Source organism: Anaerotruncus sp. G3(2012) (genome assembly GCF_000403395.2).
In the GTDB taxonomy this organism is placed as follows: domain Bacteria; phylum Bacillota; class Clostridia; order Oscillospirales; family Ruminococcaceae; genus Anaerotruncus.
Genome location: NZ_KE159657.1, coordinates 575,604 through 589,182, shown reverse-complemented (window position 1 = coordinate 589,182; position 13,579 = coordinate 575,604). Strand labels below are relative to the sequence as shown.

10 protein-coding genes and 1 riboswitch are annotated in these 13,579 nt (G+C 53.1%); of the genes, 2 read left to right on the top strand and 8 right to left on the bottom strand.

Annotated elements, in window-relative coordinates; translation table 11 throughout:
- Positions 1–98: 98 nt before the first annotated feature.
- The 3 genes from C814_RS08585 to C814_RS08575 are packed head-to-tail and all read right to left on the bottom strand — an operon-like array spanning position 99 to position 5,584.
- Positions 99–1,898 carry a coiled-coil domain-containing protein gene (locus tag C814_RS08585; RefSeq protein ID WP_016315271.1) on the bottom strand — a complete coding sequence of 600 codons (1,800 nt, stop codon included), beginning with the start codon at positions 1,896–1,898 and terminating at the stop codon, positions 99–101.
- Between the two features lie 15 nt (positions 1,899–1,913).
- On the bottom strand, positions 1,914–3,512 hold the full coding sequence (locus tag C814_RS08580) for a hypothetical protein (protein WP_016315270.1): 1,599 nt from the start codon (positions 3,510–3,512) through the stop codon (positions 1,914–1,916).
- Positions 3,509–5,584, bottom strand: a complete 2,076-nt coding sequence (locus C814_RS08575; protein WP_242828994.1) for an efflux RND transporter permease subunit — start codon at positions 5,582–5,584, stop codon at positions 3,509–3,511. Before C814_RS08575 ends, C814_RS08580 begins: the two co-directional genes overlap by 4 nt.
- Before the next feature lie 205 nt (positions 5,585–5,789).
- Here C814_RS08575 and C814_RS08570 point away from each other — a divergent pair, with 205 nt between their 5' ends.
- Positions 5,790–6,380: a TetR/AcrR family transcriptional regulator gene (locus C814_RS08570; RefSeq protein ID WP_016315268.1), complete on the top strand. Its 591-nt coding sequence runs from the start codon at positions 5,790–5,792 to the stop codon at positions 6,378–6,380.
- A 266-nt stretch (positions 6,381–6,646) separates the two neighbouring features.
- On the opposite strand, the gene C814_RS08565 is transcribed toward C814_RS08570, so the two are convergent.
- Positions 6,647–7,459, bottom strand: coding sequence for an SDR family NAD(P)-dependent oxidoreductase (locus tag C814_RS08565; RefSeq protein WP_016315266.1), 813 nt, complete (start codon positions 7,457–7,459; stop codon positions 6,647–6,649).
- Between the two features lie 248 nt (positions 7,460–7,707).
- Between C814_RS08565 and C814_RS08560 the strand changes: the two genes are divergently transcribed.
- Positions 7,708–8,631, top strand: coding sequence for a LysR family transcriptional regulator (locus C814_RS08560; RefSeq protein WP_016315265.1), 924 nt, complete (start codon positions 7,708–7,710; stop codon positions 8,629–8,631).
- A 47-nt stretch (positions 8,632–8,678) separates the two neighbouring features.
- On the opposite strand, the gene C814_RS08555 is transcribed toward C814_RS08560, so the two are convergent.
- The 4 genes from C814_RS08555 to C814_RS08540 form a co-directional block, all read right to left on the bottom strand.
- Positions 8,679–10,439 carry an Rqc2 family fibronectin-binding protein gene (locus C814_RS08555; protein WP_016315264.1) on the bottom strand — a complete coding sequence of 587 codons (1,761 nt, stop codon included), beginning with the start codon at positions 10,437–10,439 and terminating at the stop codon, positions 8,679–8,681.
- Between the two features lie 102 nt (positions 10,440–10,541).
- Positions 10,542–11,117, bottom strand: coding sequence for a folate family ECF transporter S component (locus tag C814_RS08550; protein ID WP_022788243.1), 576 nt, complete (start codon positions 11,115–11,117; stop codon positions 10,542–10,544).
- Positions 11,118–11,189: 72 nt separating this feature from the next.
- Positions 11,190–11,287, bottom strand: a riboswitch (THF riboswitch).
- Between the two features lie 294 nt (positions 11,288–11,581).
- On the bottom strand, positions 11,582–13,240 hold the full coding sequence (gene ptsP / locus C814_RS08545) for a phosphoenolpyruvate--protein phosphotransferase (protein ID WP_016315262.1): 1,659 nt from the start codon (positions 13,238–13,240) through the stop codon (positions 11,582–11,584).
- Between the two features lie 33 nt (positions 13,241–13,273).
- Entirely contained in the window at positions 13,274–13,531 is a 258-nt protein-coding gene (locus C814_RS08540; RefSeq protein ID WP_016315261.1) for an HPr family phosphocarrier protein, read from the bottom strand.
- Positions 13,532–13,579: the final 48 nt, after the last annotated feature.

Here is a 13,579-nt window from a genome sequence, read left to right as displayed (position 1 = left end):
ACATATCTGGAAATCGGACTTCCGCTGCCGGAGAGCCTTTTGACCCATGCAAAAATGGGCTGCCAAAAGCGCTGTGCAGAAATTGCACAGCGCTTTTTTTATTCCCCGTCAGTTTTCTTTTTTCCAAACGGGATCAGATTTTTCAGTTTTTGCAGGAAACCGGGCTGTTCCGCCTCTTCCTCCGGCGGCACAGGCGTCTCTTCAACCTCGATCTCCGCAACTTTCATCACAAACTGTACTGCATCTACCTCGGTATTTTTAGGGCTGACGAACGAGGGCATCACAAATTCTTTATTGCGGTATTCCTCCATCATCTCGTCAATCCGGTCATCCACCTCAGTGTCCATGTCCCAGGTCTTATCGCGCAGTTCGGTCGTGCCATCGGTCAGCTCAATCGTTCCATCTTTCAGCTCTAGCGTCCCATCATAGAGCTGGTCGGAACCGTCGCGCAGATCGACTGTCCCATCATACAGCTCCTTGGCACCCTGTTTCAAGTCCTGTGCGCCGGTGCTCAGCTCGCTCATGCCGCCGCGCAGTTCCCGAATCCCGTCATACAGATCGTAATACGCACCGGAGAGCGTGTCAGCCCCCTCGGTATACTGATGAATCCCCACATTCAGTGCCGGATAACTCCCCGCGAGCTGTCCAATGCCCGCATCAATCGCGGCATAACCTGCCCGGAGCTGTTCCAACAAGGCGATCTGATCGTCAATCATCGCCAATAGCATCCCCTGGTCTTCCATCGAGAGGGTGAGCGATTCCGGCGGATTGCCTGTATCCTTCATCGGCTGTACCTGTGCCTTGCGGAGCTGATCCCGCTGTTTGGAAAACATCGCGATCAACTGGTCAAGCTGTGCAAGATATTGCTCCGAACCGGCTTCGATCTGTTTCAGCCCCTGCGCAACCTGCTCCGAACCAGCGGTCAGAGTGTCCGACTGGCTGGTCAGGGTGCGCAGCCCAACCCGGAACGCCTCCGCGCCGTCAGTCAGGGCATCCGACCCGTCTGAGAGCTTCTCCACCCCTTTTTTGAGGTCCTTCGTCCCATCGAACAGGTCATATGCGCCGTCCTCGAGGTCAATTGCACCGTCTTTCAGCTCGGTCACGCCGTCCTGAAGTTCGGTCACACCGTCATCCAATTTGGCCGCTCCGTCATCCAGTTCCACCGCACCATCCTGTAGTTCGTAAACCTTATCCATCAATTCAGCGGTGTCCGGGTCGTCGATATTGAGGGTAAGCGGAATTCCGTTGATCTGGATGCCGCTCATCTCGAAATCGGTTACATCTGTCGAGATGGAAAACGATTTTTCCTTGTTCGCCAGTACAATATAGGAAAGCTGTTTGTTCTCGCCCACATTGGCAACCGTTGCATCCGGGGCAATGATATTTTTGCACCGCTCACTATCGAGCAGAATAGTAGCCTGCAATGCGAAATTTTCCAGATAGAGCGGGTTCGCGCTGTGGTTCTGGGTCAGACTCACCTGCATCTCAAGATGGCCGCTCTTCCCGGCAAGGTCTTCCCCGCTGACCGATTTCCCATCAAGCGTGTAGGAAATCCCAACCTTCCACGGCATTTCACGCGTTTTGAGCGTCCCCTGATAGTAGAACTTCCCGGCGGGCACATCCACTGTCACCTGCCTGTTCTGGAGCGAGAGCGGTGCAGTGGTTGTCAGGTTGCGCACCGCGCTGTAGTCCCCATAATCGGTGATCTTTCCCGGCTGGGCAAGTTCAAATACATTGACCACATAAATTTCATCGACCGAACCATCATGGTTAAGGTTGACATAGACCACCTCATCTTTGGAGGTCGGGCTCCCCTCTGCAAAGGTCTGTGTTCCGATCACACAGGGCATCGACACTGCCAACACCATCGCCCATGTGCGCCTTGTGATTGATTTCATCTCAAAAAAGCCTCCCTATTCATCCTCTTGCAGGGTAAATTCCGGTTTGGACAGGAGAAGCTCCCCGTTTCTTCCATCCGGTCTGTCGTAATAGGTGCGGGAATTGCCCGCCTTGTCTTTCAATACCGCTTTCACCAGCCGGTAGGTTCCGCCTGTCTTGGTTTTTGTCCCCTTGAGGGTCCCGGTGAATCGGTTTCCTTCCCGGTGCACCAGATCAACCGAAACCGCCTTTCCGCTGTAACTCTCAAATCGCAGCTTTACCGAATCCACACCCGAAAAATCGTCGGTCACAACCGCGTCCACTCGGATCAGCTTGCCAGTATCAGCGGTTTTCGGACTGACCTGTACACTATGCAAAACCGGTGCTGTCTCATCCGCCGAACCCGTAACCCGGCTGTTCACCGCAAACGAGACCGTCTGCGGCAAGGGGAGCTTGTGGTTGGCTTCCTTGACGTCTGCCGGACGGCAATACGCCTGATAATTTTTGGCCCGATCCGTCACGCCCACATTATCGAGCAGGAATGTCCCCGCTGGTTCACTCTTTTTGACTTCGAGCGTGCCGGTAAAGACACCGTTTTTTCCGTCTTCGGCCTTTAACACCTTGCTCAACGTCCGCCCGTTTGCCGGATTTTCAAACCGCACCGTGATATGGTCGATCCCAATGCCGTTATCCGAGACCTGCACCCGCAGCCGGTAGTTCCAGTGGTCCCCTTCAGCTCCCTCCAGGGTGACTTCCACCAGCTCCAGACGCGGTTTGGAAAGGGCGTTGTTCCGGTTTCCCGCTGTCACCGTGAAACCGCAGGAAAACGGCAACGGAAGATCGTCCTCGATCGTTGTGCTGGTGCTGTAGCTCTGTTTGTTTCCCCCCGCATCCTCTGCCGACATCCGATAGAGGGTGAACTGCCCCGCTGGCTCCTGTAGCGGTACTTCCAGTTCCACCTGATAGGACCCGTCCGGTTGCCGGTCGTCCCGGTCAGCGGTGCAGAGAATCTTGCGCCCGTTGACGGGATTTTGGAACACCAGCGTCGCCTTTTTCAGTGAGGCGGGAGTTCCATCCAGCCGGAAGGACAGCAACGCGGTACCGCCCGGCCCAATCTCCTGCCTGCTGAGGGTACATCCTGACACAACAGGCTGGGTGGATTCCCGTACCACCGTAAACGAGGCCGGCTGTCCCTCCAAAAGGTAGGACTCGTCGTTCGACCGGCGCATATCCTTGCGCTGGTAGTAATACCGGCTGATGTTCTCCTCCCGGTCGGTCAGCTCGACCGATTTCACCTGGTAGACGCCTGCCTGTGCAGACGCTGGAATATGTAGGGTGCCGCCATACCGTTCGTTGATGTCCGACTCCTCCGATGTTTCCCGCAGGGTGAACGAAAGCTGTCTGCCCGATTCGCTCTGGAACCGCACGACGATCTTCTCTATCCCGTCTTCGTCCACTGCGTCCAGCCCAAGCTCGATCTCCCCGCCCGGCAGGGTGGTGGTATTCCCATACAGGGTGATCCCGCGAAACTCCGGGGCGTCCCCATCTCCATCCGCAAAAGCCGCGATAGGTGCTACAGCGAGGGCAGCTGCCACAGATGCCGCGAGCAATTTCTGGACTCTCTGTCTGTTCATGCCTGCACCTCCTCCCGGTTTTCTGCTAGTGTGTAAAAATGGAGCTTTCTGGTTGTTCTTTTGATTACCGGTTCCATATTGGCGAGCATGGATGGCAGAAATACCAGCACCAGAATCGCCGAGAGCACCGCGCCGCGTGCGATCAAAATACCGAGCTGGCTGATAACCCCATTGGTTGAGATCAGGCCGAGGACCAATCCCGCCGAGGTCAGGATTCCGCCCGAGGTCAGGATGCTGCCCGCCGTGTCCTGAATCGTCCGAGCCGCGCACTGTTTTTTCGGCATCTCCGCCCGATTTTCCAGATAACGGTTGGTAAACAGGATCGCATAGTCAACCGTCGCGCCAAGCTGCACCGAACTGATAATCAGATAGCCGATATAGTTGAGGGTCTGCCCGGTGAAGTAGGGAACCGCCAGATTCAGAAAGATCGAAGATTCGATCGTCAGCAACAGGAAAAAAGGCAGGGTAAACGAATGGAACGTGAGCAGGAGGATCAATGCGATTGCACCAATCGAGATCAGGTTGACCTTAATGCTGTCAGCAGTAATCGTATCCTTCATGTCATAGACGTTTGCAGTCTCCCCCGCCAGATGATAGCCCTCCGGATAATAGGTACCCGCCAATTCCCGCAGCTTCTCAACGAATGCGAAGGTCTTTTCACTTTCAGGAGGCACCCGCGCCATCACGACCATACGGGTGTATTCGTCCGAATTGAGCATCTTGAGCGACTCCTTGGGCACATACTGCTCAGGGATTGGCCGTCCCACATTTTCGACAAACGAAAGTACGGAAGAAACCTCCGGAAGTGCTTTGAGCGCATCGTTCAGCTCCTGCTCGTTTGCAGAATTGCCTTTTGGCAGGAGCAGCGCATAGGATGCGGACTCCCCGAATAGGTCGTTGATCGCGTCCCGGTCGTTGACAACCTGGGACCCTGGCGCCGCCATGCCCGACATCCCATACATAAATGAAATCTGCTTCTGCGCAAGGTAGCTGGGAATCAGGCAGACCAGCAGACAGATGGTGACAAACCCTTTGGCGCGGTCTGCCCAGCGTGCGGTCCGCTCGAAGGTCGGCATAAACGAGCGGTGCTGCGTGCGGTCGATCAGCTTATAGCAGCACATAGTCAGGCAGGGCATAAACAGCAGCGTCACCAAAAGGGAGATGACAATTCCTTTAGAGAGTACATATCCCATGTCCGGGCCGATCTTGAACCGCATAGCGATCAGGGCTGCAAAACCAACCACAGTGGTCAGGCCGCTTGAGAGGATTGATGCAGCCGATTTGGACACCGCAATCGACATCGCGTCGATCGCTTCGTACCCTTCCCGGCGGATTTCCTCAAACCGGTCGACCAGGAAGATCGCATAGTCCATCGAGCAGGCGAGCTGTAGGATTGCACCGGTCGTCTTGGTAATGAACGAAATCTCCCCGAATATCAGATTGGTACCCATATTAAGTACGATCGCAACCCCGACGTTCAGCATAAACAGCACCGGCTCAAACCAGGAGGAGGTTGTAAACAGCAGGATCGCAAACATCAGTGGGATGATAATGCTCATCATATGTTTGATCTCCGCGCTGGTCGAAACCTGGGCATTTACCGTATCGACCGGGTTCCCGCTCATCGCGCCTTCCTCCCCGATCAGCTCCCGGATCTGCGCCAGCGTCTGCTGTTGTTCCGCCTCACTCACCACGATCGAGAAGAGTGCGTTTTTATCCTTATACCAGTCCTCGACTGTTTTCTGGCTCTGTACCTCAAGCGGCACCTTGATGTCCACCTGGTCGTCCAGCCAGTTGATGTCCTCCACTCCCGGCAGCGCTTTGATCCGCTCTTTATAGTCGAGTGCCTCCGGAATGGAAACATCCCGCACCATCACCCGCAGGTTTGGCACCGACTTTTCATAGGATTCGTCCATCACATCAAGCGCGATGGTGGAGGGCGCCTCATCTGGCAGATAGTCGATCATATCATAGTTGGTCCGCACCTGAAAGGTCATGATCCCACAGAGCACCGCCGCTGCCAGAAACAGGATTAGAACCAGCCCGCGCAGCCGCAGCATCCATTTTACCACTTTTTCCAAGTTGATCCCCCGCATTCCGTCTATCAGTCTATTCATTTCGTTGTCAAATAATAAACTGTTGTTGACTATTCTTACAGGAGATATTATAATAAACGTAAGACAAAAATACCATAGTCAATTTAACGGCAGAAAGTCCTTTAAAAGACAATTTGATAGCATTTGTCTATTATTCCCGAAAAAAAGAGGTGAAATTTTTATGAACGAAAAACAGGATGATCGAAGGGTCCGAAAAACAAAGAAAGCGCTGCGGGAAGGATTTGCTGTTCTGCTTGCCCAGAAAAATATTAAGGATATTTCGGTTCGGGAGCTGACCGACCTTGCTGACCTGCATCGCGGCACCTTTTATCTGCACTATCGGGATATCTACGACCTGTACGCTAATATTGAAGAAGAGATGGTCAGCGATGTTGTAAACATCCTGGATGCCTACCGGTTCAAACCGGGGGAATCGCCGTTCCCACTGATCCTTGAGCTGATTAACTATCTCGCCGAAAATGCCCAGCTCTGCCGGTCATTTCTCAGCCGCAACGGGGACATGGCATTCGTCGAACACCTGAGCGATCTGATCCGCCGAAAATGCCTGAGCGATTGGCTCGACCTCTACCGTGGGGGCAGCAACGACACCCAGAGGTTCGAATTTTTCAGCGCTTTCCTCGTTTCCGGCTGTGTAGGTGTACTGCGTCACTGGCTCGATACCGGGATGCTCCAGAACCCCAAAGAGATCTCCGAACTGCTCGAACAGATGGCAACACAGGTCATCTCGGCCCTCTCAAGTTCCAAAACCTAGAGGAAAGGAAAACGTAAACTGGCTTGGGAACGCCATTGGCGCTCCTCAAGCCATTCTTTTTTGGAATGTTGCCCCAGTTTGATTGACAATGGGGTGACAAACGTTTAAACTTAAAAGAAGGAGGGATTTCTGTGAAAACGGCCGGAAAGGCACCGCCTTTCAGCAATGCCTTTCCGACCTTTCACAAGATATATAGGGGGCGTTGGAATCCGGACCGGGAAAAGTCCGGTTCCAATTTAAGAAGTAAGCTGTTTTTATTCTGCCGCTCAGGAGAAGAAGCCACCGCCAACCGGAATATGCGCACCGGTGATGGAACTGGAAGCATCACTCGCTAGAAAGAGCAGCACACCTTGCAGTTTTTCATTCTCTTCGAGAGACTCAATCTGGGAACCCAATCCGGTTTCCCCAAGAGGCACCTGATTTTCCACAGTCCAGCTAGGCTTTGGGCAGAGCGTGTTCACCCGGATCCCCTTACGTGCGGAAAATGCGGCCAACATCCTCGCATATTGTGAAATCGCTGTTTTGGCTGAGTCATAGGCGGCGTCCGGCAGCGGACAGAATGTATCCGCACCCTCCTCCACATTCGATTCGGCTGCGGAGAAGGTAAAGATGATTGATCCGCCACGATGCTCCTGCATAAGCTGTTGAACGAGCCTTCCGGTCTGGAATATGTTGTCCAGATTTTCATGCAGCGCCAGCTTCCAGCTCTCCTCCGAAACGAGCGCCTCCTCCTCCACCTGGATTCTCGTATTGATATGGGCGACATCAATCGTCCCCATCTCCTGCAACAATTCTTCCCGAAGAGCATCCAACTGCTCATCCTCCAGATTGTTGCAGCAGAACACCGCAACTTTTACATCGAATCGTTCTTCAAGCTCTTCTGCAAGCCGTTCCAGCTGGTCGCTGTCTCGTTCATCTCCCAACAATGCCAGATCGGCTCCTGCTTCTGCAAAGGCCATAGCAGAGCTTTTTCCGATTCCATCAGCCGCTTTTGTCACCATCGCTTTTTTGCCCTTCAGTGAGAACAGGTCAAAAATATTTGTTTTGCGTTCCACTCGAGCATCCAGCGGATGATCCATAGGTTTCATCCTCCTTCTGTAAAGTAGATTTGGAAGCAGCTATGTCGAATTGAGGTTGTCCTTCCGTGAGATTTTGTCTTTCTGTTACTTATCATACCATATGAAATGAAAAAATTCCAATCTTTTTTATTTATATGACGTCCATAACTAAAATTTATGGCCTTCATAAAAAAGAGCATATTATACATAAATTTGGTGGTTAGCTTTTTGCATAATATACAAACACCCAATAGAAAGGAGGATGTAATATGCAGATTCAGCAGTTGGAATACCTGATGAAAGTAGTGGAATGTGGCTCAATTACCCGCGCTGCACAGCAGCTTTTTCTGAGCCAGCCCAGTCTGACCAAATCGATTTCCAATCTGGAAAGCGAATATCACATTAAAATTTTCGACCGCAGGCCAAAAGGCATCCAGCTCACACCGGAGGGAAAAGAGTTCCTCTACTATGCGCAGAATGTTCTGAACGCGATCCGTTCTCTGGATAAGGTCTTTGAGGATGGGTTTCGTTCTGGACGTCACATCCTCTCAATCGCTTCGCAGCAGTTCTCGTTTCTATATGACCTAATCCTGCAAACCTACCGGCAGTTTGAATCCCATTCGATCCATATTGATCTGCTCGAGGCAGACAGAGGGGAGATTGTAGAGGCCGTGATTGGCCGGACCGCAGACATCGGGCTGATTGTATGCAGCCATATAGATGCCCGTCCGTTTCACTGGCTGGTCAATGACAAAAATCTGGAAGTGCATGTGATCGATTATTCCAACATTTATGTCAGTGTCGGTCCAAAATCCCCCCTATACAATGCAGAAAGTGTCCGGCCTGAAGAGCTTGTAGATCAGCTTCAGATCGTCCTTGATATGGAAGATGATACTAAATCAGGTGTTTATTCCAAAAAAGAGGGGCACATCAATACGCATCATGTTTTTTTCTGCAACTCGCTTGCTTCCTGCATCCATTTCCTGCTCCGGACCGATGCATTTGCTTTCACCCAGAAATGGGTCATTGATTCCCTCGAAAAAACGCCGATCCGTTCGATCCCTCTGGAAAGCCGCTCCCAGTCGAATGAGCTTGTCTGGGTGAAACGCACCAACGAAGCCACCAGCGAGGTGGAGAAGCAGTTCCTGCATAATCTTTATAATCATTTTGGGAACTCAATCCCACCACTTTAATCTCCATAGCGAAAGGGAGCCTCCTGGATCAGGAAGCTCCCTCTTTTTTATCTGTTCTGCGCAAGGCGTTCCACCAGTTCGCTATCCGGATCAACAATCGCGGTCTGATAAGGCTCATAGAGCACCAGCCCTGGTTTATTTGCGGGATGCTTGCGCACATTGCGGATTTCGGTATAATCGACAGGTACTTTTCCCGATTCCCGCGCATTCGAGTTATATGCGGCAATCACCGCCGCCTGCTCGAGCGTACGGTTGGGGACCGGCCTGCCCTCGGTCACCACCACCACATGCGATCCGGGTATCTTCTGGGTGTGGAACCAGATGTCATGGTTGCGGCTGTCTTTGAGGGTCATGCGGTCATTCTGGGTATTGTTGCGGCCGCAGAGGATGGGAAATCCGTCATCCGAGAGATATCGCAGAGGCGGGAGTTTCTCCTCCTTCATCCCACGTCGTGTCGGATTGCGCAGATAGCCCTCTGAGGCCAGCTCCGTACGGATGGCAGCCAATTCACTGTCCAGCGAGGCACGTGCAAGCTCATCGAATACAGTGTCAAAATATTGCAGCTCTGCCTCCCCCTGCTCGATCAAGGTTTTCAGCTTCTTTTCGGCGGTATCTGCCTTCCGGTAACGGGCGTAGTAACGCTGCGCGTTCTGGGAAGGGGTGAGCATCGGGTCAAGCGTGATTTCCACCCGGGGACATCCCTCCTCATAGTAGTTTTCCACCACAGCAAGGGACATCCCCTTTTCCAGTGCATAGAGGTTAGAATTGAGCAGGTCTCCATAGACTTTCCAACGCTCCCGTCCCGCTGATTCTTTCAGCTCTTCCCGCTGCGCCGCCAGCTTACGGGTCACCCGCTCCGAAAGATTGACCAGCAGCCTGAGCAGGTCGGAACTGCGCTGGTGCATCCGGTCGATCCGGTCGCGCTCGCTATAAAACCGGTCAAGCAGCTCACTGTAACGTTCATACGTCCGGCAGACCAATGTGTGCCCGTATTGGTTGATGTCTAGGAAGGTGAAATCCTTCGGCTTGCCCGCAGCATCAACCAGCATGGTTGGCGTAGTCTCGCCTGCGCGCAACCGGTCTGAAAGCTGGGAAAGGTAAAATTTCAACCGCATGGTCTGTTCTTCATCCAGCTGGGAGACCGTCCGCTCGTTCCCCCGGGTGACACTATGCGCAATCTCCCGGCAGATCAACGGGCTGAATCCCTCCAGCGCCTGGAGGAGTGCTTTGGAAAGCTCGCAGTCAGGCCCGGACCGAAGGCGGCTGACAATCTGCGCCGGCGGCGCCTGGCGGACATCCAACCGCTGCTGCGCCGGCACAAGCACATATCCCTGTCCTGGCAGGATCGGACGCACCCGAGACATCTCGGGGCTGATCCGCTTGATCGCATCGACGACCGTCCCATCCGGAGAGACCAGGATAATATTGCTGTGCCTGCCCATGATCTCGACCGCGAGTGTCATCACCACCCGATCCCCCATCTCATTGACCGTCTCAAACAGAAAATGCAGGATACGGTCAAGTCCGATCTGCCGCACTTCGACCAGCTTTGCCCCGGTCAGATGCTTGCGCATCAGCATACAGAACATGGGCGGGGACTTGGGATTGTCCTGCGGCCGGGCGGTGAAATGCAGCCGTGGGTTGGATGCGGACGCCGAGATCAACAGTTTATGATTGCCGCCCTGCGCGCGCATCGCGACCACAATCGTCTCTTTTGCAGGCTGATGGATCTTGTCCACCCGCCCGCCAACTATGACCGCCGAGATCTCCTGCTGGAGCTGGCTGAGAAAGATTCCGTCTAAAGGCATAATGTTTCTCCTGTAAATTTTTTGTATTTTCTTCTGTAAAGCAAAATGCCGAACGCATGAAACAGGTGGCTGAGGCAGGCGGCAACTCGAGGATTTCCCTTTTCAGACGCGCCCCGGTATCCGCATACGCACAACTGCCCGCAGCACAAAATAGAGCATTGCGGTTTCGATCGGGAGCATGATTGCATTTTTCACCAGACGCGCTGCGACCAGAACGGTGTAGGACTGTCCATAAAGAATCGAGAGCCAGAGGGGATTCAGGATCAGGCTATTGACCGTCGTGACCGCCAGTTTCGCCAGAAAAACCCGAGGGAGTGTAGGCTGTTTCCGATAGAGAAAAATACCATAGAGGAAACCGACTGCAAATTCACTGATCGTAAACCCGATAAAATAGGCCTCGCCATTGTTCCTGACGAAGAACCGCAGGATATCCACCATTGCGCCCAGAGAGCCGGTCAAAACAGGGCCATAAAGCATCCCCGAAACCGCGATCGGCAGAAAGGTGAAGCTAATACGCATCAGCTGCGAAAGGAACGCGGTGGTGAACTGATGGATTACGATGCTGACCGCTGTCAGCATTGCCCCACCGGTGAGCGCCCGGATCGAATGCAGCTCACGCACAGAATCGTGAATCATGCCCGGCAGTGCGCAGACCTCTGCGCCAAAGGATTTTACCATTTTTAACACAAAAAAACTCCTTTCATGTAACAGTAAGCTACATGAAAAGAGAATTTTTTTCTCTTTTTATGCAGCAGCGGGATGCGAAACCGGCACCGCAAGGGTTCCTTTTCGTCCGCCTGACAACTCCCCGTCCAGGCAGCACTTAACGCGCCGGTTTCTACTCTGCTTTTGTCCTGTTTTTATGCCGTTATACGGCTATCATAAAATGCAGCCACTTCCTATTTGCCTGAAAGCGGTTTGGCTATAGAACCGAAATACTCTCAAAGAACCAAACCTTTCTTTGGAAGTCTACGGCCTTTTGGCCGCAGAGAGCCGCCAATGGCGTCTCTATTCCACGCTATATAGCCAGCAAGCATATTTATGCCTGATTGTGGGTATCTGCCCGCTGCTTGAATACCGAATGGATTTCAAGCAGGCTGACTTTATCATAACACATTTTTGAGCAGTTGCAAGAGATTTTTTCAAACGCGGGACATAAAATGCTCTTTTTCTGTTGACAGATTGATTGAAAGCACCTTTTCACGCATCTCCAAAATGGAAGCCGGCGTTACCGAAAGCTCGGTGACTCCCATCCGCAGATAATGTTCGGTCAGCCGGCGGTCAGCCGCAGATTCCCCACAGACGCCGCACCATATCCCATGCCGGCGGGCGCTCTCAGCAGCAATCTGCACGAGGCGCAGCACCGCCGGGTTGCGGGGATCGTAAAGGTCACCGACCTTCATATTCATCCGGTCGACCGCGAGGGTATACTGGGTCAGATCGTTGGTCCCGATTGAGAAAAAATCCACCTCCGGTGCAAACAGGTCGCTCAGGAGCGCGGCCGCAGGGGTTTCAATCATAATCCCCAGCTCCATGTCCCCATAGGGAATCCCCTCCTGTTCCAGTTCCTCCCGGCAGACCTCCACCAGTTCCTTTGCCTGCCGGATTTCATCCAGCGAAATAACCATCGGAAACATGATCGCAAGATGTCCATACAGTGCTGCACGCAGGAGCGCCCGCAGCTGAGTTTTGAAGAGCGCCTGTTCTTTCAGGCAGATTCGGAGTGCGCGGTAGCCTAGGGCGGGGTTCTCCTCCGCCGGCAGGGAGATGCCCGGCGCCGCCTTATCTGCTCCCAGGTCCAGCGTGCGAACCACCACCCTCCGTCCGTTCATCCGCTCGAGAACCGATCGGTACGCTTCGAACTGCGTCTGCTCGGACGGAATTCCACCATATTCCATATAGAGGAACTCGGTTCGGAACAGGCCGACTCCCTGTCCGTCGTTTGCAAGTACCGAATCCACATCCGACGGATGCCCGATATTCCCATAGATTTCTATTTCAACACCGTCCTGTGTGCGGCTTGGCACCCCTTTCAGCGTTTGCAGCCGTTCCCGATAGAGCTGGTATTCCGCCTGCTTGCAGTGGTAATCCTTGAGCAGCTTGTCCGGAGGGTTGGCGATCAAAACGCCATTAAAACCGTCCAAAACAATCATGTCTCCGTCAACCAGCTCCGCAAGCTGATCCCCCAGTCCAATCACAGAGGGAATCCCCATCGTCCGCGCCAAAATCGACGAATGGGATACCTGCGACCCGCCGCTTGTTACAAATCCAAGCACCCTGTCACGGTCGAGCTGGATCGTTTCACTGGGCAGCAGGTCCTTTGCAGCAATGATAATCTGCCCCTTGATCTGGGAGACATCATAAGCCGCCTCCCCCTGTAAAAGGCGGACCACCCGACTGGAAATATCAATCATATCCGCGCTGCGCTCCCGCAGATAGGCGTCCTCCATTGCGGAAAACATCTGGGCAAACCGCTCTCCCGTTTGCTGGGCAGCATATGCTGCGCTATAGTGGGATTTTGCGATCAGCTCGTGGACACTGTTGACATAATCGTTATCCCGCAGCAGCAGCTGATGGATTTCAAAAATGATAGATTCCTCTGGCCCCACGGTGTTTTTGGCCTTCTGGTGCAGTTCCTCAAGCATCTCGATCGCTTTGAGACGCGCTTCCTCAAACCGTTCCATCTCCAGAACCGTGTCAACTACAGTGTCGCACTCGACCCGCTTTACCACATTATCAATAAAATGTACTTTTCCAATCGCAACGCCCCGAGAAGCCCCTATTCCGGTAAGCCTTTTCACGGAATCACCTCCAGATGATTGATCATCCCTGGCTCAAAATGTGTTTTCACAGAACCTTTTCAAAAGCTCTGCTTCTTCTTCCTCTTTCGGACCTTCCAGCTTGAATTTAATGGCGTCGCCACAGCGGATCCCCAGGCTCATCACGCCGAACAACCGCCTTGCATCTACTTTCCTCCCCTTTTTTACAACCACGATACGGGAAGAAAGTTCCCCTGCTTTTTTTACAAGAAGGCTGGCGGGGCGCGCATGAAGCCCCAGTTCATCCCGAATGGTATAATGAAATTCTTTCATTGAAAGTTCCTCTGCATGGCCTTACTATTTGTTCCCATTATAATCCGC

Bases quoted from the DNA above. Each gene is read 5' to 3' on its own strand.
- C814_RS08580 (WP_016315270.1), bottom strand. From the start codon at position 3,512: ATGAACAGACAGAGAGTCCAGAAATTGCTCGCGGCATCTGTGGCAGCT.
- C814_RS08555 (WP_016315264.1), bottom strand. From the start codon at position 10,439: ATGCCTTTAGACGGAATCTTTCTCAGCCAGCTCCAGCAGGAGATCTCG.
- C814_RS08585 (WP_016315271.1), bottom strand. From the start codon at position 1,898: ATGAAATCAATCACAAGGCGCACATGGGCGATGGTGTTGGCAGTGTCG.
- C814_RS08540 (WP_016315261.1), bottom strand. From the start codon at position 13,531: ATGAAAGAATTTCATTATACCATTCGGGATGAACTGGGGCTTCATGCG.
- C814_RS08570 (WP_016315268.1), top strand. From the start codon at position 5,790: ATGAACGAAAAACAGGATGATCGAAGGGTCCGAAAAACAAAGAAAGCG.
- C814_RS08560 (WP_016315265.1), top strand. From the start codon at position 7,708: ATGCAGATTCAGCAGTTGGAATACCTGATGAAAGTAGTGGAATGTGGC.
- C814_RS08550 (WP_022788243.1), bottom strand. From the start codon at position 11,117: ATGGTAAAATCCTTTGGCGCAGAGGTCTGCGCACTGCCGGGCATGATT.
- C814_RS08565 (WP_016315266.1), bottom strand. From the start codon at position 7,459: ATGGATCATCCGCTGGATGCTCGAGTGGAACGCAAAACAAATATTTTT.